Genomic DNA, 23,013 nt, shown 5'->3' on the forward strand with positions numbered 1-23,013 from the left:
TACAAATCACAACGCATTTTTGGAAAGACCATTTTCCCGTATTGTTCTATATTTACAATGAACTCAAATTCCGGTTCTGATGAAGAAATTGTTTTTAGGCATCTTGATGTGCACTTTGATTCTGGGCAGTTGCAAGCAGCATACCCATACAGTGGAGAATATTTCATTATATGAATCCCAACTGTTCAAGGATGTGCAGCTATCCTCCGTGTTCGAGGACTCCAAAACTTTTGTTGATTTGGTTCCCAAAGATGATATAGCGACTCTGGAGGGAATCTATTTGGATGCCAAGACCGAATCGGGATTCGATTTAAAAGATTTTGTAGGCCAACACTTTGAAAAACAGGAAATGAAGGCCTTGGAATTTGAAACGGACACCACCAAGACCATGTATGAGCACATTTCACTGATGTGGGATAAGCTGACCCGAGGGCCTGACAATCTGGTTCCCAATTCCTCACGGATTCCATTGCCCCATGAGTATGTAGTGCCGGGAGGTCGTTTTCAGGAAATTTATTACTGGGACAGCTATTTTACTATGGAGGGGTTGCTCGCCGATGGCCGTGATGATTTGGCAAAAAACATGGTCGATAACTTCAGTTTTTTGATAGATTCCTTGGGATTCATCCCAAATGGAACACGCGATTACTACAACACCAGGTCCCAACCTCCTTTTTATGCCCTAATGGTGGATGCGCTGGCGCGTAAAGACGAGAATATGCTTTTATATTATTTACCGGAGCTTGCCAAAGAGTATGATTTTTGGATGGATGGCAACGAAACCGTTGTAGAGTCAAGGCCCCAGAAACACGTAGTGGATGTTGGCAATAAAATTTTCCTGAACAGGTATTGGGACCAAGTAGACTCCCCTAGACCGGAGGCGTATAAGGAGGATATCCATTTGGCAAGCGATCTGGAAGCAGATTCCCTCAAAAAAGAACTATACCGAAATCTTAGGTCGGCCGCAGCATCAGGGTGGGATTTCAGTTCAAGATGGTATGGAGAAAAGGGAAAATTCGGCAGTACGGAAACCACCTCCATTCTACCCATAGATTTAAACTGTTTGCTCTATTTCATGGAACGTAAATTATACGAGGCTTGTGGTTTAAAAGGTGATGAAGAGGCAAGGACATTCTTTCATCAAAAGGCCCAATCTAGAAAATCGGCCATCCAAAGCTATTTCTGGGACGAAGAGGCCGGTTTTTTCCAAGATTATAATTTCAAGGATTCGGACACAACGGGCGAGCTTACCCTGGCAGGAGTCTATCCCCTTTATTTTGGGATAGCGACTAGGGCGCAGGCGGAAAAGGTTAAAAATGTGCTGATGGATTCCTTTCTAAAAGATGGAGGGCTGGTAACCACTTTGGAGCATAGTGGCCAGCAATGGGATGCCCCGAATGGATGGGCGCCCTTGCAATGGATAGCCGTGAAGGGACTTATGCAGTACGGCTATCAGGAGGAAGCCATTGAAATTATGGAGCGTTGGCTCGCTCTAAATGAAAAGGTCTACAAAGACACCGGAAAAATGTTGGAAAAGTATAATGTGGAAGACATTTCCTTACTATCAGGCGGCGGTGAATATCCAACCCAGGATGGATTCGGGTGGACCAACGGTGTGGCAATTGCTTTTAAAAAAATCTTAGAGCGATTAGACCGGGCGCCAAATTAGCGGTCAGTCCACTTTTTCATCCAAGTAAGAACCCAAATTATCCAAAGCGGTGTCCCAAAACTGCTCATAGAATTTTACCCATTCTGTAATCTTTTTTAAAGGTTTTGCATCAGCAATGCAATACCGTTCCCTTCCCATGGATGTGATTTCCACTAAACCAGCCTGTTCTAAAGTTTTAATGTGCTTGGTCACCCCTTGCCGACTTATTTCAAATTGACCGGAAATCTGGGTGATGGATAGGGCAGAGGAAGCAATGATCAAGGCGTGAAAAATTTCACGCCTTTTTGGATCGGCAATGGCCTTTAAAATTTTTGTGATGTTATCCTGCATGGACCTTTTTTGATAAAAATGAAACAAGTTCTTCAATGCAATGATCCCATCCTTGGTCAAAGCTTGTAAAAAATGAAACAGCAGAATCTCCCGGATACAGGGATATACCTGAGTGCTCCAAGCGCAACTTGGTGCCTTCCGAAGTCTTCATCAAATCCCATTTTACGGTTGTTTCCGTGTTGGTGTTTTGCACGATCCAAGTATAGATCAAAGTATAGGGATTGGCACTCTTTACCTCCCCGCTTATTTGGGTACAACCCCGCTCCTCACTGGCTGTGAAGGTATACCTATAGCCCTTCTCGGCTTTAAAATCCGCCTTTATAAACCAAGCGGAAATTTCCTCTTGTTTGGAAATTGCATTCCATACCTTTTCTATAGGATGTGGAAAAACATGCTCTTTTGTGATTACATCTTTCATATGGTTCAATTTATTGATTAATTACGCAACTTTATGGTTGCAAATATACAAGTTCTTTTTTATTATGCAACTTTTTGGTTGCGTTATTTTTTTTAGCATTGCCTATTTTTATCTTAATTCATAACCGTATTACCTTGAAACCTACATCAGGATACTCAAAAACACCGCTTGCGAAAAAACTCGGAATAAAGGAAGGGTTTAGTATCCTGCTGTATAATCCTCCAAATCATTATTGGAAACTGTTTTCGGACTTGCCACCAAACCTCCATATCAAGAACAACCTAGGTGATGAACTTGTCGATTTCATCCATATTTTTTGCACTTCAGAAAAAGAACTTCACAAGAATGCCACCCACTACAAAAAAGCGCTAAAAAAAGATGGGATGCTCTGGGTGAGCTGGCCCAAAGGCTCATCTAGCATCAACACGGACTTGAAACGGGAACCCGTGAGGGAGCATTTACTTGCGATCGGATTGGTAGACATTAAAGTGGCCGCAGTGGATGACGATTGGAGCGGATTAAAATTCGTATATCGGGTAAAGGATAGGGGGTAAAATCTTTTGTTTCGCCATTTATTTTCACATTATTTTTGGATTTAAGACAAGGGCTTTTGGTTATCTTTCAGCACTAATTCAACGAAAACAGTGCACATGAGACATTATTATCTAAAAATCCTTCCCTTCTTACTGCTAACCCTTACATTTTCTTTTCAACCTTTTGCCCAAGAGCCGGATTCATCGCCCTACAAGGGGCTCGAATTCAGAAATATCGGACCCGCACTGACCTCAGGTCGAATTGCCGATATTGCCATACATCCCAACGATGAGAACGTTTGGTATGTTGCCGTGGGTTCCGGTGGCGTTTGGAAAACAACCAATGCCGGAGTCACCTGGAAACCTATTTTTGATGATCAACCCAGTTACTCCATTGGATGCGTCACCATCGACCCAAACAACCCCAATACGGTTTGGGTGGGGACAGGTGAAAATGTCGGCGGAAGGCATGTAGGCTTCGGAGATGGCATCTACGTAAGCCATGACGAAGGCAAAACATGGAAAAACATGGGGCTGAAAGCTTCCGAACATATCTCCAAGATTATAGTGCATCCCAGCAATTCCAAAATTATCTGGGTTGCCGTTCAGGGCCCGCTTTGGGCCAAAGGGGGCGACAGGGGCCTTTACAAATCGGCTGATGGTGGAGAAACCTGGAAAAAAACCTTGGGAGACAACGAATGGACAGGCGTCACCGACTTGGTAATAGATCATACAGATCCCGAAGTACTGTACGCTGCAACTTGGGATAGACATCGGACCGTGGCTGCCTATTTGGGCGGTGGACCAGGTTCCGGAATCCATAAAAGCACCGATGGGGGAGAAACCTGGACAAAACTGACCAATGGCATTCCCAAATCGAACATAGGAAAAATTGGGCTGGCCATTTCGCCCTTCAACAATGAAACCGTCTATGCGGCCATTGAGCTGGACCGCAAAAAAGGGGGTGTGTACATGTCTGCCAATCGCGGCGGTTCATGGACCAAACAATCCGATGCCGTTTCGGGCGGTACGGGGCCACATTACTATCAAGAGCTTTATGCTTCCCCTCATCAAGAGGGCAGGCTGTATTTGATGAGTAACGTGGTACAGGTTTCCGACGACGACGGGAAGCATTTCGAGTTCATGAATGAGGAAAAAAAGCACGTGGACAGCCACGCCATGGCCTTTAAACCCTCCGACCCAGATTATGTGTTGTTCGGCACCGATGGAGGTCTGTATGAATCCTTTGACCTGACCGAAACCTGGAGACACTTTGGCAATCTTCCGCTTACGCAGTACTACAAAATAGCTGTGGATGATGCGGCGCCTTTTTATAATATATATGGTGGCACACAGGATAACGGTTCACATGGCGCGCCATCAAGAACATTGAGCAAGGCCGGAATATTGAATTCCGACTGGTGGATCACACTGGGTGCCGATGGTCATCAATCCGCTACCGAACCCGGAAATCCAGATATCACCTACGGTGAGTTCCAGCAGGGCTGGCTCTGGAGGGTAGACCAGACCACGGGAGAAACCGTTTTTATTCAACCACAGTCGAAAGCAGGGGACCCACACGAACGATTCAACTGGGATGCCCCCATCCTGGTCAGTCCACACAATCCGACGCGGCTCTATTTTGCCTCCTATCGGGTATGGAAATCTGAAAATAGGGGAGATGATTGGACAGCCATTTCATCCGACCTCACCCGAAACGAGGAACGATTGGCCTTACCCATCATGGGAAGGCAGCAAAGCTGGGACAATGCCTGGGACGTGGATGCCATGTCCAATTACAATACCATAACCTCTTTGGCGGAGTCTCCCGTGCAGGAAGGCTTGATTTATGCTGGAACTGATGATGGTATTTTACAGGTGACTGAGGATGGTGGGGAAAACTGGCGAAAAATCATGCTTGGAACCATCAAAGGTGTGCCGAACCGGGCCTTTGTAAATGATGTGCGAGCAGACCTTAACGATGCCAGCACCGTATATTTGGTACTGGACAATCACAAAGAAGGAGACCTTAAACCGTATGTATTAAAAAGTACCGATAAAGGAAGAACGTGGAACTTCATCAATGGAAACCTGCCAAAAACATTATTGACCTGGAGAATTGTCCAAGACCATAAAAAATCCAATCTGTTGTTTTTGGCAACCGAGTTCGGTATTTATTTTACCAACAATGGGGGTGGAAATTGGACCAAGCTCGATGGAGGCCTGCCCACCATATCCTTTAGGGACATTACCATTCAGAGAAGGGAGGACGATTTGGTTGTAGGATCCTTCGGTCGGGGCATCTATATCTTGGATGACATCGCACCCATCCGTGATTTTGATACCAACACCACAAAAGAACCCACTTTGTTCCGGGTCAAGCCAACCTATTGGTATATTGAGAAAGACGAGGTTTATGGCCAGGGCCATGCGCAGTATGCGGCCAAAAATCCGCCCTTTGGAGCAGTCTTCACCTATTATTTGCCAGAAAAGTTGAAAGATTTGAAGGAGCTCCGAACTGAAAAGGAAAAAGAGCTGAACAAGCAAAACAACAATATTCCATTCCCAGGTTGGGATGCATTGGAAAACGAAACCAATCAGGAGAAGCCCACCGTGGTACTTATGGTAAAGGATAGTAATGGCAAAGTGGTCAACACCGTGGATGGAACCAATCAAAAGGGGTTCAACAGGGTAGCCTGGAACCTTTCCCATGCGGACAGAAAAGGAGTTCCCCTAAAAAGTACCGTAGGGGACCAAGACTTTTTTGCATCGCCGTATTTGGCCACGCCTGGAACCTATTCCGTAGAGCTATACCAACGAGTGGATGGAGCCCTTAAACAACTTTCTTCCGCGCAGACCTTTGAGGTCAAACCACTTCAAAAAGGAGCACTGCCCAGTAAGCCAATTACGGAAATCGATGCATTTAGAACTGAGTTCCAACAGTTCCAGCAGGATTTGATGGCAACCAACACTACGCTGGAGAAAAACTTAACAAAAATCGATGCCATGGGCAGGGCCCTGGATGAAGCTTTAGCTCCGACGGCGGAACTTTCCAACAGGATTTTTAATACAAAATCCAGATTGTTGGCCTTAAACGCCCAGATGAACGGTAATCCTGCCAAAAATGAGATAGGGGAACGTAATCCGCCTCTACCTCAAGATGGCAACTTCATCGGGTTTGTTGCCTTGGGAAATACCTACGGTCCTACCGGCAATCAAAAGGCAGCATTGAACCGTGCTGATAATCAATTACAGGAAATCAAAAAAGAATTGGGCGTATTGGTAAACAGCACAATTCCTGCATTGGAAGCCAGCCTAAAAGCCGCAGGAGCACCTTGGATCGAGGGTCAAGGCCTCATCCAGGATTAATTACTTAATGAGAAAACTTACAATTATTTTATCCCTTTTCATCGGTTCGGTGTTTGGACTTTATGCCCAATACGCCGAACCCGATTGGGAGGATCGCGACCAATGGATGCAAACTGACACCCTACTTACCTTAATGGGAATAGGGGCAGGGGACAAGGTAGCGGATATTGGATGTCATGAAGGCTATCTGAGCACCCGTTTGGCCCAGAAAGTTCTGCCGCAGGGAAGGGTATATGCGGTGGATGTCCGTTCCGATCGTTTGGAGACACTTAGAACCAATGCACATAACCAGGGACTAAGAAACATTATCACCATACTGGGTGATTACGATGACCCAAAATTACCTGAAAGAGAATTGGATGCCATTTTCATCATTGACACCTATCATGAAATGGAGGCCCATGAAAAAATGTTGCAACATGTGCGCCGTGCCTTAAAACCAGGAGGTAAAGTGATGATTCTTGAAAAACTAAAGTCCTGGGTAAGCGGAAAGACCAGAAAGGAACAGGTCAGTGCCCACTCGCTTGGCCCAGAGTATGTTCGTGAGGAACTGATCCAAGCCGGTTTCATCATTATTTCAGAGATTGCCGATCACGGGGATTGGGAACGGGAAAAAGACAAGCAGATGTGGGTTATTTTGGCGCAGAAACCAAACTAAAAACCATTTACTGTCTTCTTGCATATATAAAACTGCGAACTCCAGGTAAATCTTCATCAAGATTACTGACCAAAGTTTCGCCAACAATGCTTAAACTTTGGAGTTCACCACCCCCTTGAAATCGAACTTCGTTTTCATCGGCCAACCAAGTTCCGGTAGAACTGATGGTTCCAGAACACTGGGCAAAAAAGTCCCCATTGGTTATTGGAGTGATGTTGAGACCAGATTGTTCAAAGGACCAAGAAAAATCCGCATCAATCAGCAAGGTTCCGGTTAAGCAATCCACCTCCTCAATCAAATTGGATGAAGGTGTTCCGTCCAAGTCAATATCTTGGGGAGCACTAATATTTACTTCAACAAGGTCCCAAATTCCAATTACCTCAAAATTTATGGTAGGACCGGAAGACCCACCGTCATCACTGCCACAAGAGACTATTAATAAAAGAATTGACAACATTGGAAATGCTTTCACGAGGTTTTTCATAACAATAGCTTTTATAAACCCTAAAATAGCATAATTCATGGAATAAGGTTGTGGTTCAAGCTACATTTTAACGATCTATCCGCCAAGGGAACACTAAATACCAAGATGTGGCGTTAACCAAAGCATAACCACATAACTAAATACTATGAAAAGAAGAATCCAAAAGATCTACGGCCTTTTCTTTGCTGGCCTTGCGCTTTTTCTTTTAAAATCCTGTAGCGAGGATGCGAAAAATGAAGATACCGGACAGGAATTATCCCAAACGGAAGTTCAGACCATTTTGTTTTCCGATGAAATAACCGGCGTGGCGGACAATGCGTTGGCCGAACTTTTTGCTGGCAATACCATGTCGGGCAAAACGGGCAAAAGCAACGAATGCTATAGTGCCGAATACACTGAAACCGGGTTTACGGCCACTTTCAACAATTGCGTGCTCAACGGTACCGACAATGTCAACGGCACGCTGACCGTGGTTTACGAAGTGGGAGAGGAGTCCGCTTCCTTTACCGCTACCTATGAGGATTTCTACGTTGGCACAATAAAAATAAACGGTACACGGTCGTTCAACATCGCTGGCAATGTGGATGAAAACACCGTATCCTTTTCCGTGACCAGTAATGTGACGGTGGAATTGGAAAATGGAAGCGTAATTTCCGAAGCTGGAACAAAAACGTTCAGTTTCACCTTTGGTGCGGAACTGCAAAACAGCTCATTCAGCCTATCTGGCAGTTGGACCGTTCAAGCCGAAGGCAATACCTACATCGTGGAAACGGTGGATGCACTGCAGGGCAGTCTTTCCTGTGAGCATTTGACCAGTGGAAGCATGGAAATTTCCAAAAACGGATTACAGGTCACAGTAGATTTTGGCGATGGCGAATGCGATGACAGGGCTACCCTGATTTACCCCAATGGGGCCACAGAGGAAATCACCCTATAACAAAACAATTTCTTTTATATAGAAAAAGCATCGATACCCATCGGTGCTTTTTTTATTGATGTTTGGGTGCACGGTGCGCATAAGGTCTTTTAACTATATTTATGCTACCAATTCCCAAATGTTATGGTCAAAAATAGGGTAGTGGCCCAAAACGCGTTTTTTGCCACCCAAAAGACAAAGGATGTTGCTTTTCGGAAACAATATCTTAAACGCTTAAAGCAGGAAATCGAGAAGCAGGAAGATGCCATTTGTGAGGCGCTGTATACCGATTTCAGAAAACCAAAGTTTGAATCCCTGGGCACGGAAACCCAAATTGTGCTCGCCGAACTGTCGGGAGCCATCAAACAGGTGGCAAATTGGAGCCGACCGGAACGTGTGCCCAGCTCCTGGGTCCATTTTCCCTCTTCAGATTGGATTTATTCCGAACCCTATGGCAAGGTACTGATCATCGCCCCTTGGAACTATCCCTTCATGTTGACGTTTGTGCCACTGGTCGGTGCTTTGGTAGCAGGCAACACGGCTGTGTTGAAGCCCTCGGAATTTTGTCCCAATACATCCAAAATCATGGTCGAGATCATCCAGAACGTGTTCCCGGCGGAGTATGTTACCGTGGTGGAAGGGGATGCTTCCGTTTCCAAAGCGCTCCTGGACGAAAAATGGGAGTATATCTTCTTTACGGGAAGCACCCGTGTCGGTAAGATCATCTATCAAAGTGCCGCGGCACAAATGACCCCCGTAACCTTGGAACTTGGAGGAAAAAATCCCTGCATAGTGGACGGAACCGCTGATGTTGCATTGGCCGCAAAGCGTATTGCCTGGGGAAAATTTATCAATGCAGGGCAAACCTGCGTGGCACCGGATTACATTTTGGTCCATGAAAAGGTCAAGGAGCCCTTAGTGGAGCATCTAAAAAAGAATATTGTCCGTTTTTATGGCAGCGATATTAAGGCGTCATCAGATTTTGCCCGAATATGCACGGTAGCCCACTATGAAGGGTTGAAAGGCATGTTGCAAGGACAAAGTTTGCTTTTTGGCGGAACTGCCAACGACACGGAACGCTATCTGGAACCAACCTTGGTGGACGAACCGGATGCCACGAGCGCTTTGATGGAGGGCGAGATATTTGGCCCCATTCTTCCCATAATTTCCTATCGAACGGAGGAGGAGGTACATCGGCATATAGAACAGTATCAAAAACCGTTGGCGCTCTATCTCTTTTCCAAGGACAAAAAATTTCAAAAGCGTTTAATGGAGTTGCATTCTTTTGGCGGGGGTACCATCAACGATGTGGTGGTGCAGCTGGCCAACAAAAACCTGCCCTTTGGCGGTGTGGGACATTCGGGGATAGGCGCCTATCATGGCAAACACTCCTTCGACCTGTTTTCCCATAAAAAATCCATCGTAAAGCGGGCCACTTGGTTGGATGTGCCCATCCGCTATGCGCCGTATACCATGCCAATCCGCTGGGTGAAGAAAATTAAGCATCTGTTCTAGTTAGGAGCCTTGGGATTGTATTAATCTAACGTTAAACTCTTCGCAAACCCCGGTTTTGGCATTATCTTTAGAAAAAATACAACCGATGAGCCCTAAAACCGCACAGCACAACTACCGTATCTCGGTATTGTTGGACTTGTCCGACACCTCAGAAATCCTTTTGATGAATGCCGTAAGATTGGCAAAGGCCATTAACGGCAGTGTGGTCGCCTTTCATGTAAAGCCCGTGTTGTCACTGGTGGACAGGGAAAGCCAGTTATCGGCCATACGCAACATACGGGATCAGGAGAAAACAGCGCGAAACACCCTGCAACAGTTGGCCGCAAAAGTGGGAGAAAGCGAAAATATGCCCATTTCCGTATCCGTGTCCAGTGGCAACGTAAAAAGTCAAATCAAGGAATACTTGCAGGAGGAGAAGCCGGACATTTTGGTGTTGGGCAAGCCACGCTCCAGAGGAGGTCTTTTGGGCGATAGCATCACGGATTTTGTGGTGGACAAGGTCAATATCCATGTGCTTATTATGGTGGAAGACCATCAACTGGAGACTTTTGAGGGGCTGAATCTGGGCATTTTTGGCCGGGAATTCCCAAAAAATGGGCTGGCGATCATTGATGCCCTGAAAAAGGACAACGACAGACAACTACGGGTGTTCCACATAAAAAACCAACAGGCACAGACCGTCACGTCATCGGCACACAAGACCATTGACTATGTGTTTACCGAAGGTGCCAATGCGCTGGACAGTTTGGTAAAATATGTGATGCGTACCAATACGCAACTGTTGTTCATTCCCAAACGAAAAAAGAACACCTTTGCGTTCCAAACAAGCCCTTCAAAGGAAGTACTGCGTAAATCGGATGTACCCATATTTATTTTAGCGGAATAAGCTGTAATGCGAGGAGGTGGTCCCAGTTGGAATTCTTTTATTTTACATAATGTAGATTATAGTACAAATGCCTTTGTATTGTTTTTAGTGGTTGGCATTAGATAGCTATAATTCCTCATTATGTAAAATATCCCTGGTGTCTGCGTCCTGTAGCAAATTCTCAACGGGGTCATGAAACTTTCCAATCGTTGTGCTTCGCACGGTTTGTTTTCATTTGTATCTATAATCAGTCGCTATGTAAAATAGCCGCTCGGCCAACAGCACATTGCTTTCATAAAAAGTAAATGCCCTTGCATTTATTTTTTTACGCAATTCTCAGCCACTTGGCCAGCGCCATTAAAAGCTCAGCTTTTCGTTTTTATTGAAACCCTTGGTTTAATCGGAAATTTGGAGAAGAAAAATTTCAGAGGCTTTTCACCAGCTTGTCGCAATAGCTTAAAATTTCTCTGCGAGTAAATTTCTAAGCACTTGCTAACATCCTCCTCTGATTCAACTATTTTTCCTTGGTATTTAAAATATTATGTAAAATAGAAATGGTGTTCAGTTTGTTATCTCCTTTCTTTTTTCTTGATAAAAAAGAAACAAAAAATCAAGAAGAAAATATGCTTCCACGCTCCCTTTGTGTCTTAATAGCTTCGCTATATTGGCGTTTCACGCCCTAACACAAAGCCCAGGGCAATGGTTCTTTGTGCCAAGCCACAAATTCACGCCATCGCCAGCCCGCATTTTCTTCTCGCACCTGTTTGAAAATTTTGAAATGTAGACAATTGACCGTTGTACAATAATCAACATTTTATGAGTTTTACTTTGTGAATATTAAAGAGAAAATAGGTCTTAGAGTTAAGAGATTAAGAAAAGAGAAGAATATTTCTCAGGAAGCTTTAGCCAATATATCCAATATAGATAGAACTTATATTCAAAGTATTGAAAAGGGAGAGCGTAACATTTCAATAACTATTCTTGAGAAAATAGCCAGTGGATTTAAAATCTCAATATCTGAATTGTTAAAGGATATTTGATGAGCGCAAGAGAAAGGATTTATTATCACATCAGAGCCAACGGTTTAAAAGCTTATTCTGGAGAAGAATTAAGAAGAATTGGAGCAATTAGTGATTGGGCTCGTGTTATTCGTCAATTGAAGCAAGATGACATAATTGAATATGAGTATGACACTTCGTCTTCCTCATATGTAATTACCAAAATTGGAGAATATTCAAGACAAACTCGAAGAAGTGGCCTAACAAGTAAAGACCTCTATAGAATAAGAAACCGTGATGGACATAGGTGTCAGTCCTGCGGTCAAGGAGTGAATGATGGTGTTAGACTGCATGTAGACCACAAAATACCACTAGATTGGGGTGGTACAAATAATGATGATAATCTTTGGACTTTATGTTCTTCCTGTAATCAAGCTAAAAAATCATTTTTTAAAGATGATTTTGATTCTGAGGTTATGAAATTGGTTTACGCTGAGTCTAGCGGTTATCAAAAGTTAAGAGTACTTTTTGAAAACTCTCCAAATGTGAAGTTTTCTCCTTCAATTTTACAAGGAATTGCGGGTATAAGGGATTGGACTAGGACAATTAGAAATATTAGGGAGAGATACAATCTTAATATTACTTGGTTTGCTTCCGACGAAGAGCACCCTAGCGGTTATTATTCAAATGTTGTATAATTTTTTTTGCGGTGGCTTGAATCGCTGGAACAGCAACAGAATTACCAAACTGTTTGTAAGCTTGTGCGTCAGAAACTACAATTTTGAATTTATCTGGAAAGCCTTGTAACCTTGCCCATTCTCTTGGGGTCATTTTTCGAACTCCCTCACGATTCACCTCACCAGAAATATTAGTAATTGGTTTGAAATTGGTTAGTTTTTCATCAATTATTAAATTCCTTTCCCTACCCATTCCTCCACAGACCACAGCATTGGCTATTCCCTCATTCGGTATAATTTCATATCCAAAACCATTTCCTTTACTTTCATGTCGAGCTCTATGTAGACGAAGTGTATTTAAATAAGTATCTGATAAATAATACTTTACCGATACTTCCTCTTCTTCAAGAATTTCTTCTAAAACTTTAGTTTTATTACTAGGCTTAGGATATTTAAAGTCAGTAACCCCTACATCTTGTCTGAATCCAACTATGAAGATTCTTTCTCTATTTTGCGGTACTTCATAATCCTTAGCATTAATTATTTCGGGTTCTGGAACATAATACCCTAATTCATTTCTTAGAACATTAAGTATGGTAGATAAAGTTCTGCCTCGATCATGACTTCTCAAGCCTTTAACATTTTCGAGGAATATCGCTTTAGGCCTTTTACTTTTAATTATTTCCGCAACATCAAAAAATAAAGTCCCTCGCGTATCTTCAAAGCCTCCACGCCTGCCAGCTATCGAAAAGGCTTGACATGGGAAACCAGCACAGAGAATATCAAAGTCATCAGGGATATAATTTTTGGTTTCATCTTTGGTAATATCACCGAAAGGAACTTCACCAAAATTCGCTTCATAGGTAATCTTGGAATACTTATCCCATTCGCTTGTGAAAACACATTTGCCTCCTAAGTTCTGAAGAGCCAGCCTAAACCCCCCTATGCCTGCAAACAAATCAATAAATTTAAACTTAGGTTTTTTTGATGCTGGAAAAGGAACCGAATTTTTATAATTAAACAAGTAATATTGAAGAGCTTCCTCAGCTACTTTCTTGGTTACCTCATTTTCAGGATTCTTAAGCTCTAAAATATCTTTTACAAACTCAATAGCTTCTCTTTGATAAAATTGAGAAACACCATTTTTATAATTATGAAGATAATGTGTAAAAGCCGCTTTTTTCGGACTTTCAGGTTCTAAAATCCTAATCTTGAATTTTTTTCCGTTTATATCTTCAACTGTTATTTTTTCTTTGAGTTTCATTAAAAGTTCTGCGTTCTTAAATTCTATGCAAATTAGCAAGTTTATTTAAAAAAAAAATGAGTTTGAACTTTAGGTATAAACAAAAGTTTCAACAATGATATGGTAATTTGAAAAGAAAAACACAAAAGTATTAAATACTTTAATCATCCTTTGTGGGAACCAAAAGCTCTCTTATATCCACATCAAGAATTTGGGCAATTCGTTTGAGGTCCTTTAAATGTGGCTGGGATTTGTTATTACAGATTGAAGTAATCGTATTTGGGTTTCGGTCCATTTTAACTGCCAATTCTTTTTGGCTTATCCCTTTTATAACAAGTACTTCTTTTATTCTATTTATTCGCTCAGGCATAGCCTAAAGCTAGGTATAATCAAAACTTTGAGCAATAAGGTGTTTTTGTTGATATAGTCAAAAACGGTAAAAACATTGTTTAAAACAATATTAATATAATTTAAAAGCATAAATTTAATTTTCATTTTTACAATAAATACCTATATTTATATAGTTTTTAACAGTATTAGTATGGGAAAAACAAATAAAATTGTCTTGAAATGAGCTTAAAAGTAACTGACCTACGTCCCCTACTCTCCTATATTCAAGAATGCCACGAGGGTGATTTACTATCCTTTACCCAAAGTTTAGACAAGGCTATTTTTATGTTTCATTTTTTGCCAATGGATGTCTTTTCAGACTTGGAAAGGCAAAACTGCTGTCATGTACTTATGGAACTTAAAGAAGCGGTTATGGAGATTTATACTACGAATAATCAAACCTGAATTTAATTATGAAAAAGGAATTAGAAATCTCCAAAAAAACTTTACCACCCCAATGTACTTTTTTCTGTTCCCACTGGAATCAATTATAATGTTAGCGTTATTTTCTTTTACAATGTTAAAGTCGCTAAAGAAAACATCTTTTAATTTAAGCGTGGATGCCACATGGAATTTAGCCTTCTTTTGAAATGCAATAATTCGATATAATGGTTGACTAATTTTCGACCCTTGCTCCGGAGAAATTATACATGATCCTTTTGTAGAAAGAATTAACTCCCCAGGTCCTTCTGCTACAGAATACCTAATTTTTTGAAATAGAAAACATGCTAATTCAAAACGAAATATCGTCTTTAACTTAACCCCTTTTTCAATGGCCACAAAATTTTCGAAATTGAAAATGCATTGCTCATCCTTTAGTAATTTGTATTTAACTATACGTTGATTTTCCATTAAATCAAGTTGAATTCTATAATCATTTTCCTTCATTTCAATTTTATCCATTGGCAAGCAAAAAGAAAATAATCTGGTTAATGTACACCTTGTGATTTGGGGAAAACTCAAACTTTGACTTCCACCGCTTGGCCCAATACTTCTTTTAAAATAATATGTCTTCTTTGTTTGTTTTGGAATTACGAATCTGTCTTTATATTTAGTCAATTCTCCTTTTCTATAAAAAGGCTCATAATCTATGGAAAAAGCTACACCCGAGTCCTTTTTGTATAATACTCTGGTGAACACATATAACAAGCTTTTTATAATTGCTATTATTAATAAAAAATTTAAAATATGTTCTGCCGTTTTTAAGGTGTAGTAGGTGCCAGAAACATATTTATATGCTTCTTTTCGCAAATTCACCAAGGTTCTAGAAACTAGCTTTTTTGACTTCATGCCAATAGTGTCAACTTTCATATCTGACCTATCAAGTGCTTCTTGAAGCTGGTTTTCTATATTTGAAGCAAATTTTTCATTGGATTCCTTCAATGCGGCATTTGTTTGATTAGTCATCCTCACATTTAACTCATTGAGCCTTTTAATTGCTTTGTTTTTTGCTCTTTTTTTAAATTGATACCACTTATAGCTTGGCCGATTCATCAAACTTGCTTGGACAGCAGTAAAGGAACTTCTAATGGCGTCTCCGACCTTTTTAGGAATTTCGTTTTTAGCATTTTCAGTAAAAGTTCCTAAACTATCTATTTTTCGCTGGTAAAGCTGGTCTAGTTGAATTTGATTTTGTTCTAAGGTATAATTGGCATCTACTAGGAAATTTCTTCTTTTTGGATCTAGTTGGAGAACATAGCCTTCATCATAAACTTCTGATTCAATGCTATCTTTAATTTTTGCCTCGGCCATAAACGCCAATATTATTGGCACTAATAAGGGACTCCAAAAAAGAAAGGTGCTAAATAGGATTTTTGAAAAATTACTCATTGCACCAATATTTTTGAACAACTGGAGGTTATCCTTTATTACACGATAAATAAAGAAAGTGAGAAGGAGAAGCAATACTACGATTACAACATAGTACCAAAATGCATTGATAATAGATAAAGAAAATAATTGGTGGTTCATTATTTGGCCGATTTTGATTTACAACATTGTTTTGTAATACTTGGTAAATAGACATAGTAAGTTTTGATTGAGAAATCAAATTGCAGGAAGTCAATGCTTTGGAGTTGTTAAATATAAAAACTGGCCATTAAACTTGGTTGCAGAAAAACCTTAGAAATTCTGGGGGTTTTACCCATTTCATGCACTTTTGCCCCATACCCTACGGGATTTGGACAAAAAAGCATTCCATTACCTTTTTTGGAAGAAATCTTTAGAAGAAATTTTTAAGGAGATTCTCGGTGAACTTTCGCTTTTACCAAAGCTCAAGTTACATAACGCAAGAGCATTATGATACAGATTTGTCTAATGTGTAAAACGGCGGATGCTTGCATTTGATATAATATCAGATATCGGGCGCAGCACTATATCGGCAGATATTATGTCAAAGCCGTTTTACTGGAATGTAGCTTACCGTCTGTAAGTCATAATTCTATTATGTAAAATATCCCTCACGATTATAGCTTTTAAGCGAATTACCAACAGGGTCATCAGCCTTTTTAATTTACGTAGCTTCAATATTTCTAAACTGAAAAAACTTTTTAGAAAATTTCAATTTAGTAGAAACCCCAGCGAGAAACGTTCCGTCTGTACTCATAATTTGCCGTTATGTAAAATTGCCGCTCGGCCAACAGCTTATTGCTTTTATAAAAATTAAATGCTGATGGCATTTATTTTTATACGCAATTTGCCAACGCTCGGCCAGCGCCAAAAAAGCAAATCCTTTTAGTTTTTTTCAAATTCTCGATTTATTTCAACTTTCCGTCAGTAAATTTTTTACAAACTTTTGGCCAACTTCTCGCAACAGCTAAAATTTTCTCTGCGAGAAAAATTCTTAGCCCTTGCTACCTTCCGTGTTGCTAGAAACCTTTTTTAAATTTCTATTTGACATAATGTTGAGATATCCCAGTCATTTGAAATTCTCTATTTGATTGTAGATTATATATTCGCCTAACTTCTCCATACCTTTTGTAAAGACCTTTATTTCCCAGTTCGATAAATATGTGTGATATATTTCATATATTCTCTTGGTTATCTCTAGGATTAGGAAAATCATACTAGGTTTTCACTAGATACCTATAGCTATTGAAAAATTGTTATTAGTACCCCCGATAGTTTCTTGGAAGAAATGTTGATATCCAATTTTTAAATTGAACTTACTAGTATCTGAAATGTTAAAAGCGAAATACGCTTGAAAAGAGGTCACGTAATCCTTATCAGTACTGAATAGTCTTTGAATGACATCCTCATCACCCACAGCCCCCTGAAGCATTGCAGAAACTAACCAGTTTCCTTTTTCATAATTTCCTTCTTCATTATAAATACCTGCCTCTCCGTTTCCGGTAAATGTAAATCCAATACCTGCAGATCCGACAACTTCAACACTATAATCATCAGCATTTATATTTTGTACATTAATTCCACGTGCATCAGCGTAAAAACCAAAAAGCACTTGTTCTTTAAAGGTTTCATTCTTGCTAATTTTCCAGGATGGCATAATTCTCAAAGTGACTGGTGCAGCTTCATAGTCTAGGACGTCCAAAGCACTAGAACCACTAATGGAATCATAACTAGTAGATAGCTTAGAAATAATCATCATTGGGATATTGTACTTGTAATTTTTGGGCTTTTCGTCAACAGGTGTCAGGATATTTATTTTGTAGAATAACACTTGTGAATTAATTGAAGCCCTATTTTCCGAGTTACTGAGTATGTTCAATGCCAAAGAACTGTTTTTAAAAAATCCAACTTCATTCGTTGGTTCCATGACGTCATCTTCATTTAATATAGTTTCATATTCCTTTTTAATATTGAAATTAACTTCTTCCTTCTTTAACTTATGTGCCGCTTTAACTTTTCCCAATTGTTCTTCAATATCATACATTTCGTATCCGTTTTCTAGTTTTTTTAGTAAAACAGGTTCTTTAACCAAGGTTGTAAAAGGGGCTTGTGCTAGAGAATTCAGGGAGTATATTGAACACAATATTAAAAGCGTAAACCTTAATTGAAACAGTTTCTTCATAATAAAATTTTAATTAGATTTTCTATTACTCTTTTGGTTCATAGTTTGTCGGTTATGGCACTTAAAACCTATTAATTGTTTAGATAGGCACGTGTAAAGTACTTTTTGCAAAAATTTGCGATGTTGTCATAAAAGATCATATCAACCAACTCCTCAGGTGTAAAACCCATAATCAATTCGTTAAATTGGCCTTTGGTGTATGCCTTGGAATAATCTTCACCAATGAACAAAACCTTGGCTTTTTTGCGCTCTTGGTTGTTTTCGAAATTATACCGAATTGCATCTTCACACCTGGCCTTGAACTCTGTTAAGGTGGCAGAGGTATTAAAATGGTCAAAAGGGTCTATTATACCATCAAAGTCAGTACCCAACCCAACCGTCTTCCATGCCTCTTTTGAATCAATGTTCTCCCCATCTTGGGCGTTCAACTTCTTAATATGTTCTAGGTTAATGCGAACAACATGAAAAATGTTAGTTAAGAACATCTGGGTATGCAAGCGCTGTACCCTTATCGAACTGCCCATTTCCCTACTTTCTACTTTAACCAGTTTTTTAAATCTTCCTCCTGGCATGCGACCATCGTGCATACAAATACCAATTAGGCCATCAGAGTCAAAAATATCTGCAATGTCCTCATTGGTCAGATTAATATCCCATCGGCTCACGTACGATTTTTTGTCAAGCTTATTTGTATCATTACGCCTAGCTGATTCAGCTCGTGTTGAAATACCGTTGATAGCCGTGTGGCTACAAATGATAGGCACTTTATCAGGTCGCAACTCCTTGATCATTTTTGTGAATTCATCCCTGCATTTTAGGGACATATGTTTGGTGTCAATCAGAATTCTACGATTATGGAAAGTTCTTGATAGCAAATAGTCCTTTATCAGTTCCTTGCCAAATTCCGTAAAGCCATCATCAAGGCCATTGCTTTGATCGAACACATTGCTAAACCCTGGTTTCAAAAAATTTTCGGCGTCTTTAAAACTCTTAGCATGACCGGATATCAGATTGTTAAAGTGATGCGAAAATGTGATGAAAAACGGAGGGAAATCCAACTGTTTAACCCTTCTAACGTTTTCTACAAAAGAACGTTTCAAAGCATCCTGAGCATCTGTGTTCAAGGCATCAATATTTTTTGCGTTGAACAAGTCTTCTTTATTGTATTTAGCCAGCAAGTGGGCGCCTTCAAGCGTTATTATTCCGGCCACCTCATAATTGGTTAGGGTGTCCATTTCCGAAAAATCATTAATCAATTTTAACTTGACAGGCCTGGAATAATCAGTAATTTGGTATTCCCTGTTATGCTCATAGAGTATGGTACCGTATTCCTTGAGCGTTTCTTCAAAGTAATTGATTACAGGTGCCTCATAAATGTCTTTTAAAAACCCTTTGACATAAGTTTCGGAAAATCCGGTCAGGGCACGAATGATCTTGACGTCAATACTTAATCGTGAAAATATACCTTTCAGAATCCCCTGCTGTAAGTCATTGGTACCCCGATTAAATGGTCGATCAGGTTTCATGAAAGGTCGTTCAGGTGGGTAAATGGCAAAAAATACAAGCCTATTATTGCCTCTCAAGCACGACTCCAAATTGGATTGGGTGTAGCGTGCCATGTTTTTTAAAAACATGTCTATGGCAATTTTTCGAAGTTTGTCCGAAAGTCCAGCACCACGAAATAAAGCTCGTGTCGCAATATTTTTTTTCTCTATCCAACAATTTTCAATTTTTTCATTGAAGGTCGGCTTTAATGAAGGATGGCAATGTAAATCCGCAATTTTTGTCATTTCATTGATTTTAAAGGTGTATATCCAAGCGTTACGCCTCCCCAATGGTGTACATTCTTGCCCTGTTTGAATTCTTGCGTTCGTAAGAAATGGTTGTATCCAATGAAGAAGCGATTTGCCAATAGCAACTTGACCCCGGCTTTGAAGTCCAATACAATGCGATTGATATTGCCTGAATCAATGGTGTATGGACTATTGTCATTAAAAAGTAACCCTTGAAGTGTGGTATCGTAACCTACCAATCGTACCTTAGGCTCTGCAAAGAGATGCAAACGAAACCCTTTAGTTCCCTTCTTGGGTGTACCCGAGGTCTCTGTGGCACGCAGGAGTATTGGAGTGCCACCAGTGTTCGCTCCAAATACTGGAAATGAGTTGATGTTGAGCATATTTAAATACAGTCCCGCTTCTAGGTTCATCATATAATTCCCAAAATCACCCCCGATAAGCCAACTTGGTCTGAAAAGCTCCGTTTTTAAATCGTCTTTATAGTTTAAATTGAAACTTTGCATTCTTAGGATGTTGTAATTCACAACAAAGGAACCATTGAATCCAATTTGGTTGTCCCAACCCCTAGGATTTGGCCTTGTTGTTCCAAACCACCCTCTATCATGAATATAGTACTGTGCTTCTCCCGGTCCTTGCCACCCCGTAAGTCCGAAAATGAGTTGACTATTTAGCAAGGATTTAGACTCTTCTCCAATAGATAGCTTTCCAAAAATCATATAGGTCAAAGATGCATAGGGCCGATCGTTTAAAACAACTTCGGTGGCTAGCAAATCCTGAGGCGTATAAGCCGTACCCCCTAGAGCCAAAATTTGATAGTTAGTCCCATTTTCTAGTTCAAAAAATGGTTGTGGAAAATTAAATTCGGGCAATAACAATTCTAATTGTGCACCGCCGGTATAGTTGTCATCCTGATTGCTAATGCCAAGAAAATCATTTTCATGGGTAAATGAGATTTGGAAGTCAAAAAGCTCTTGAGCCACTAATAAATTGGAGAGCACCAAGAATGACAAAAGCACGTAATATTTATAGCACTTCATTTTACATTGGAGTTGACGTTAAAATCTGAGAAATCCTTTTTATTTACCAATTTCAAGGTTTAACACCATTATCCTTCCAGGAATCCTTTATCACTTTAAAAAACTGGTTAATACCTGATGTCCCACCAGAAATCAAGGCAGCGGTCAGGATGATGTCTAGATAGAAAATCAATTTCACGTTGAAATCTTCAGGATTAGCACCAACCAAAAATTCCCTGATAACCGTGATGCCAGACGCGGCAAGAACTAGACTGATGGTAAAGGCTACGACGCGTATGAAACCAACGCGTTCTGCATTCATTTTATTTATTGCATTTGTAGCATCAACTATTGAATTTTCGTAAGGTAAAAGTCTAGGGTCATCATCGAATAAATCTACATTGACATAGTTCTGACCATTTGCCATTCTTTCTTTTAATATTTCGTCTCTCAAAATTCTTCTTTTCTCACGGCTAATTGTCAAAGCCGATTCCGCACGAACGCGTTCTTCTTGTGTTTCTTTTTTCTCAGGAAAAAAGACAGCGATTAGTTGGTCCAACAAGGCTCCAACGATTACCAGTTTGAGTACAACTTTTCCAATGGCCACATATGGATCGTCAACAAAAGTCAACGCAACTTCAAACCATTCAAATCGGATAATGAATAACAAGGTGATAACTGCTAGAGTGAGAAGTAACCACCAATAATCTCTAAGTATTCTCATAATTCAAGTTTTTAAGAAAATTAGTTCTTAGTAATAATCAATGAAATAACCATTAATAGGTATTCTGTTTGGGGGAGAAAACAAAAGGAAGTAAGTGAATATTTGGAGTTCTTCAATATAGAAATAGATTGTTAAATTGTATTGTAGAAAAACCTTAAAAATTCTGGGGTTTTTCTGCAATTTCGCACCCTTTTAGGCATTATGGGTAGCTTTTTATGAGGAATTCATGCATATCTCGCTTTGCCTCCCCTTCGCTCCTACCTCGCGCTGCGAGCTTCGATAGATGCGTTAGCGAGTTCGGTACGACACTTGACCTCTGTATTTGATTTAGGTCCGAGCTTTTCGAAAACTGGATGGCGTGGTGCCCGCAAACTTTTTAAAGGCCGTATTGAAGGAAGATAGACTGCTAAAACCTACATCAAAAGCAATGGAGGAAATAGTATACTTGTCATTTTCCTTATCCAAAAGCATCGCTTTAGCGTCTCGAATACGATAAAAATTGATATAGTCGTTAAAATTTCGATTGCCGTATTCGTTTATCGCCGAAGATATTTGCTGGGTACTTTTCCTAAGTCTTTCACCGAGCATGGGCAAAGACACTTCCGACCTCAAGTACAGTTTGTCACCCACCACAAGTGCATCAATTGCCGTAAAAAGAAATTGATTGCTGTTCTCCTTAAATACCGCGCCGTCGATGTCGGTAATCTTCAATTGAAATGCCTTATAGCTTAAAAAGTAGATAACCAAGGAATACACCAAGGGTCCTATGACATAGGGCACGGCATTATCCAGTATATTCAATACATAAGTGCACCAAATCAAGATAAAGCCAATGAGTATATCCTTTAGCCACCGGAACACCGCTTTTTGTGATTTGGTACGGTGTTCTTTCTTATGTTCTTTTTTTGCCCGCTTATACTCCAGCCATCCCAAACCTATATACAAAGCCAAATGGAGGTAGATAAAAATAAGTCCGCTCGAAAATACAACGATGACCCATTCGCTGTTCTCATACCATACTCGGGTCACAAATAGACTTGCGCCAAAAATCAAAACAAAGGGAACCAATTCCCATAGGAACCTTTTGGGCACTTTAAAATAAGGAAGCGTCATACTCAAAACATACCAACGCAGTAGTGGTCCAATCAACAATAAAAAGGTAAGCCCAATAAAAATAAAAATGGGCTCCAGCCCTTCCCCAAAATTCAGCAACACCGATTTTCCAATTCGAAATGCCATGAAAATCAGGATAAGACCTAGAAAAACATTCGATTGGCTTTTTTTCTTTTTAAAAAACAAGAGATACAGTGCAAAGAGCATACCGTGAAGCAGCCCTGCACTACTAAGGATGATCAATGCTACATCTACAAGCTTCAAGGGTC

At 40.3% G+C, this 23,013-nt stretch carries 21 protein-coding genes; 10 read left to right on the forward strand and 11 right to left on the reverse strand.

The features are described 5' to 3' along the window. The first annotated feature begins 79 nt into the window (after positions 1-79). Entirely contained in the window at positions 80-1,669 is a 1,590-nt protein-coding gene (treF, locus tag K7G75_RS10420; RefSeq protein WP_262420326.1) for an alpha,alpha-trehalase TreF, read from the forward strand. Positions 1,670-1,672: 3 nt separating this feature from the next. Here treF and K7G75_RS10425 read toward each other — a convergent pair whose 3' ends face one another. Beyond that, on the reverse strand, positions 1,673-1,999 hold the full coding sequence (locus K7G75_RS10425; RefSeq protein WP_222984190.1) for an ArsR/SmtB family transcription factor: 327 nt from the start codon (positions 1,997-1,999) through the stop codon (positions 1,673-1,675). Further along, positions 1,989-2,417 (reverse strand): SRPBCC family protein, encoded by a 429-nt coding sequence (locus K7G75_RS10430; RefSeq protein WP_222984191.1) that lies wholly within the window; start codon positions 2,415-2,417, stop codon positions 1,989-1,991. Before K7G75_RS10430 ends, K7G75_RS10425 begins: the two co-directional genes overlap by 11 nt. Positions 2,418-2,551: 134 nt before the next feature. Here K7G75_RS10430 and K7G75_RS10435 point away from each other — a divergent pair, with 134 nt between their 5' ends. The 3 genes from K7G75_RS10435 (at position 2,552) to K7G75_RS10445 (ending at position 6,977) form a co-directional block, all read left to right on the forward strand. Then, the gene (locus tag K7G75_RS10435) at positions 2,552-2,971 is read left to right on the forward strand and encodes a DUF3052 domain-containing protein (protein WP_222984192.1); all 420 of its coding nucleotides are present in this window, start codon (positions 2,552-2,554) and stop codon (positions 2,969-2,971) included. Between the two features lie 96 nt (positions 2,972-3,067). Beyond that, positions 3,068-6,319: a WD40/YVTN/BNR-like repeat-containing protein gene (locus tag K7G75_RS10440; protein ID WP_222984193.1), complete on the forward strand. Its 3,252-nt coding sequence runs from the start codon at positions 3,068-3,070 to the stop codon at positions 6,317-6,319. A 7-nt stretch (positions 6,320-6,326) separates the two neighbouring features. Next, positions 6,327-6,977 carry a class I SAM-dependent methyltransferase gene (locus tag K7G75_RS10445; protein ID WP_222984194.1) on the forward strand — a complete coding sequence of 217 codons (651 nt, stop codon included), beginning with the start codon at positions 6,327-6,329 and terminating at the stop codon, positions 6,975-6,977. 7 nt (positions 6,978-6,984) lie between these two features. Here the strand turns inward: K7G75_RS10445 and K7G75_RS10450 are convergent, their stop codons facing one another. Further along, positions 6,985-7,461 (reverse strand): hypothetical protein, encoded by a 477-nt coding sequence (locus K7G75_RS10450; RefSeq protein ID WP_222984195.1) that lies wholly within the window; start codon positions 7,459-7,461, stop codon positions 6,985-6,987. A 145-nt stretch (positions 7,462-7,606) separates the two neighbouring features. On the opposite strand from K7G75_RS10450, the gene K7G75_RS10455 reads away from it, so the two are divergent. The 5 genes from K7G75_RS10455 to K7G75_RS10475 all read left to right on the forward strand — a co-directional run bounded on the left by K7G75_RS10455 (position 7,607) and on the right by K7G75_RS10475 (position 12,453). Continuing rightward, complete coding sequence (locus K7G75_RS10455; RefSeq protein WP_222984196.1) at positions 7,607-8,398, forward strand: hypothetical protein; 792 nt, start codon at positions 7,607-7,609, stop codon at positions 8,396-8,398. Between the two features lie 123 nt (positions 8,399-8,521). Beyond that, complete coding sequence (locus K7G75_RS10460; protein WP_222984197.1) at positions 8,522-9,892, forward strand: aldehyde dehydrogenase; 1,371 nt, start codon at positions 8,522-8,524, stop codon at positions 9,890-9,892. 85 nt (positions 9,893-9,977) lie between these two features. After that, positions 9,978-10,778, forward strand: a complete 801-nt coding sequence (locus K7G75_RS10465) for a universal stress protein (protein WP_222984198.1) — start codon at positions 9,978-9,980, stop codon at positions 10,776-10,778. A gap of 809 nt (positions 10,779-11,587) precedes the next feature. After that, on the forward strand, positions 11,588-11,797 hold the full coding sequence (locus K7G75_RS10470) for a helix-turn-helix domain-containing protein (protein WP_222984199.1): 210 nt from the start codon (positions 11,588-11,590) through the stop codon (positions 11,795-11,797). Further along, positions 11,797-12,453, forward strand: coding sequence for an HNH endonuclease (locus tag K7G75_RS10475; RefSeq protein WP_222984200.1), 657 nt, complete (start codon positions 11,797-11,799; stop codon positions 12,451-12,453). The genes K7G75_RS10470 and K7G75_RS10475 overlap by 1 nt, the downstream gene beginning before the upstream one ends. Here K7G75_RS10475 and K7G75_RS10480 read toward each other — a convergent pair. Then, positions 12,425-13,696, reverse strand: a complete 1,272-nt coding sequence (locus tag K7G75_RS10480) for a DNA cytosine methyltransferase (protein ID WP_222984201.1) — start codon at positions 13,694-13,696, stop codon at positions 12,425-12,427. The genes K7G75_RS10475 and K7G75_RS10480 overlap by 29 nt on opposite strands. A gap of 139 nt (positions 13,697-13,835) precedes the next feature. Then, positions 13,836-14,045 (reverse strand): helix-turn-helix transcriptional regulator, encoded by a 210-nt coding sequence (locus tag K7G75_RS10485; RefSeq protein ID WP_262420327.1) that lies wholly within the window; start codon positions 14,043-14,045, stop codon positions 13,836-13,838. Between the two features lie 200 nt (positions 14,046-14,245). Between K7G75_RS10485 and K7G75_RS10490 the strand changes: the two genes are divergently transcribed. Then, entirely contained in the window at positions 14,246-14,470 is a 225-nt protein-coding gene (locus K7G75_RS10490; protein WP_222984202.1) for a hypothetical protein, read from the forward strand. 6 nt (positions 14,471-14,476) lie between these two features. Here K7G75_RS10490 and K7G75_RS10495 read toward each other — a convergent pair whose 3' ends face one another. The 6 genes from K7G75_RS10495 to K7G75_RS10520 form a co-directional block, all read right to left on the reverse strand. Continuing rightward, positions 14,477-16,036 (reverse strand): hypothetical protein, encoded by a 1,560-nt coding sequence (locus tag K7G75_RS10495; RefSeq protein ID WP_222984203.1) that lies wholly within the window; start codon positions 16,034-16,036, stop codon positions 14,477-14,479. Between the two features lie 1,105 nt (positions 16,037-17,141). Beyond that, positions 17,142-18,095 carry a hypothetical protein gene (locus K7G75_RS10500; protein WP_222984204.1) on the reverse strand — a complete coding sequence of 318 codons (954 nt, stop codon included), beginning with the start codon at positions 18,093-18,095 and terminating at the stop codon, positions 17,142-17,144. Positions 18,096-18,166: 71 nt separating this feature from the next. Next, positions 18,167-19,621: an amidohydrolase family protein gene (locus K7G75_RS10505; RefSeq protein WP_222984205.1), complete on the reverse strand. Its 1,455-nt coding sequence runs from the start codon at positions 19,619-19,621 to the stop codon at positions 18,167-18,169. 260 nt (positions 19,622-19,881) lie between these two features. Next, the gene (locus K7G75_RS10510) at positions 19,882-20,928 is read right to left on the reverse strand and encodes a lipid A-modifier LpxR family protein (RefSeq protein ID WP_222984206.1); all 1,047 of its coding nucleotides are present in this window, start codon (positions 20,926-20,928) and stop codon (positions 19,882-19,884) included. Between the two features lie 52 nt (positions 20,929-20,980). Beyond that, positions 20,981-21,631 (reverse strand): hypothetical protein, encoded by a 651-nt coding sequence (locus tag K7G75_RS10515; protein ID WP_222984207.1) that lies wholly within the window; start codon positions 21,629-21,631, stop codon positions 20,981-20,983. A gap of 327 nt (positions 21,632-21,958) precedes the next feature. Then, a complete protein-coding gene (locus K7G75_RS10520; protein WP_222984208.1) occupies positions 21,959-23,008 on the reverse strand; it encodes a helix-turn-helix domain-containing protein in 1,050 nt (349 codons plus the stop codon). Positions 23,009-23,013 lie beyond the last annotated feature (5 nt).

This window comes from Flagellimonas meishanensis, from assembly GCF_019880545.1.
In the GTDB taxonomy this organism is placed as follows: Bacteria; Bacteroidota; Bacteroidia; order Flavobacteriales; family Flavobacteriaceae; genus Flagellimonas; species Flagellimonas meishanensis.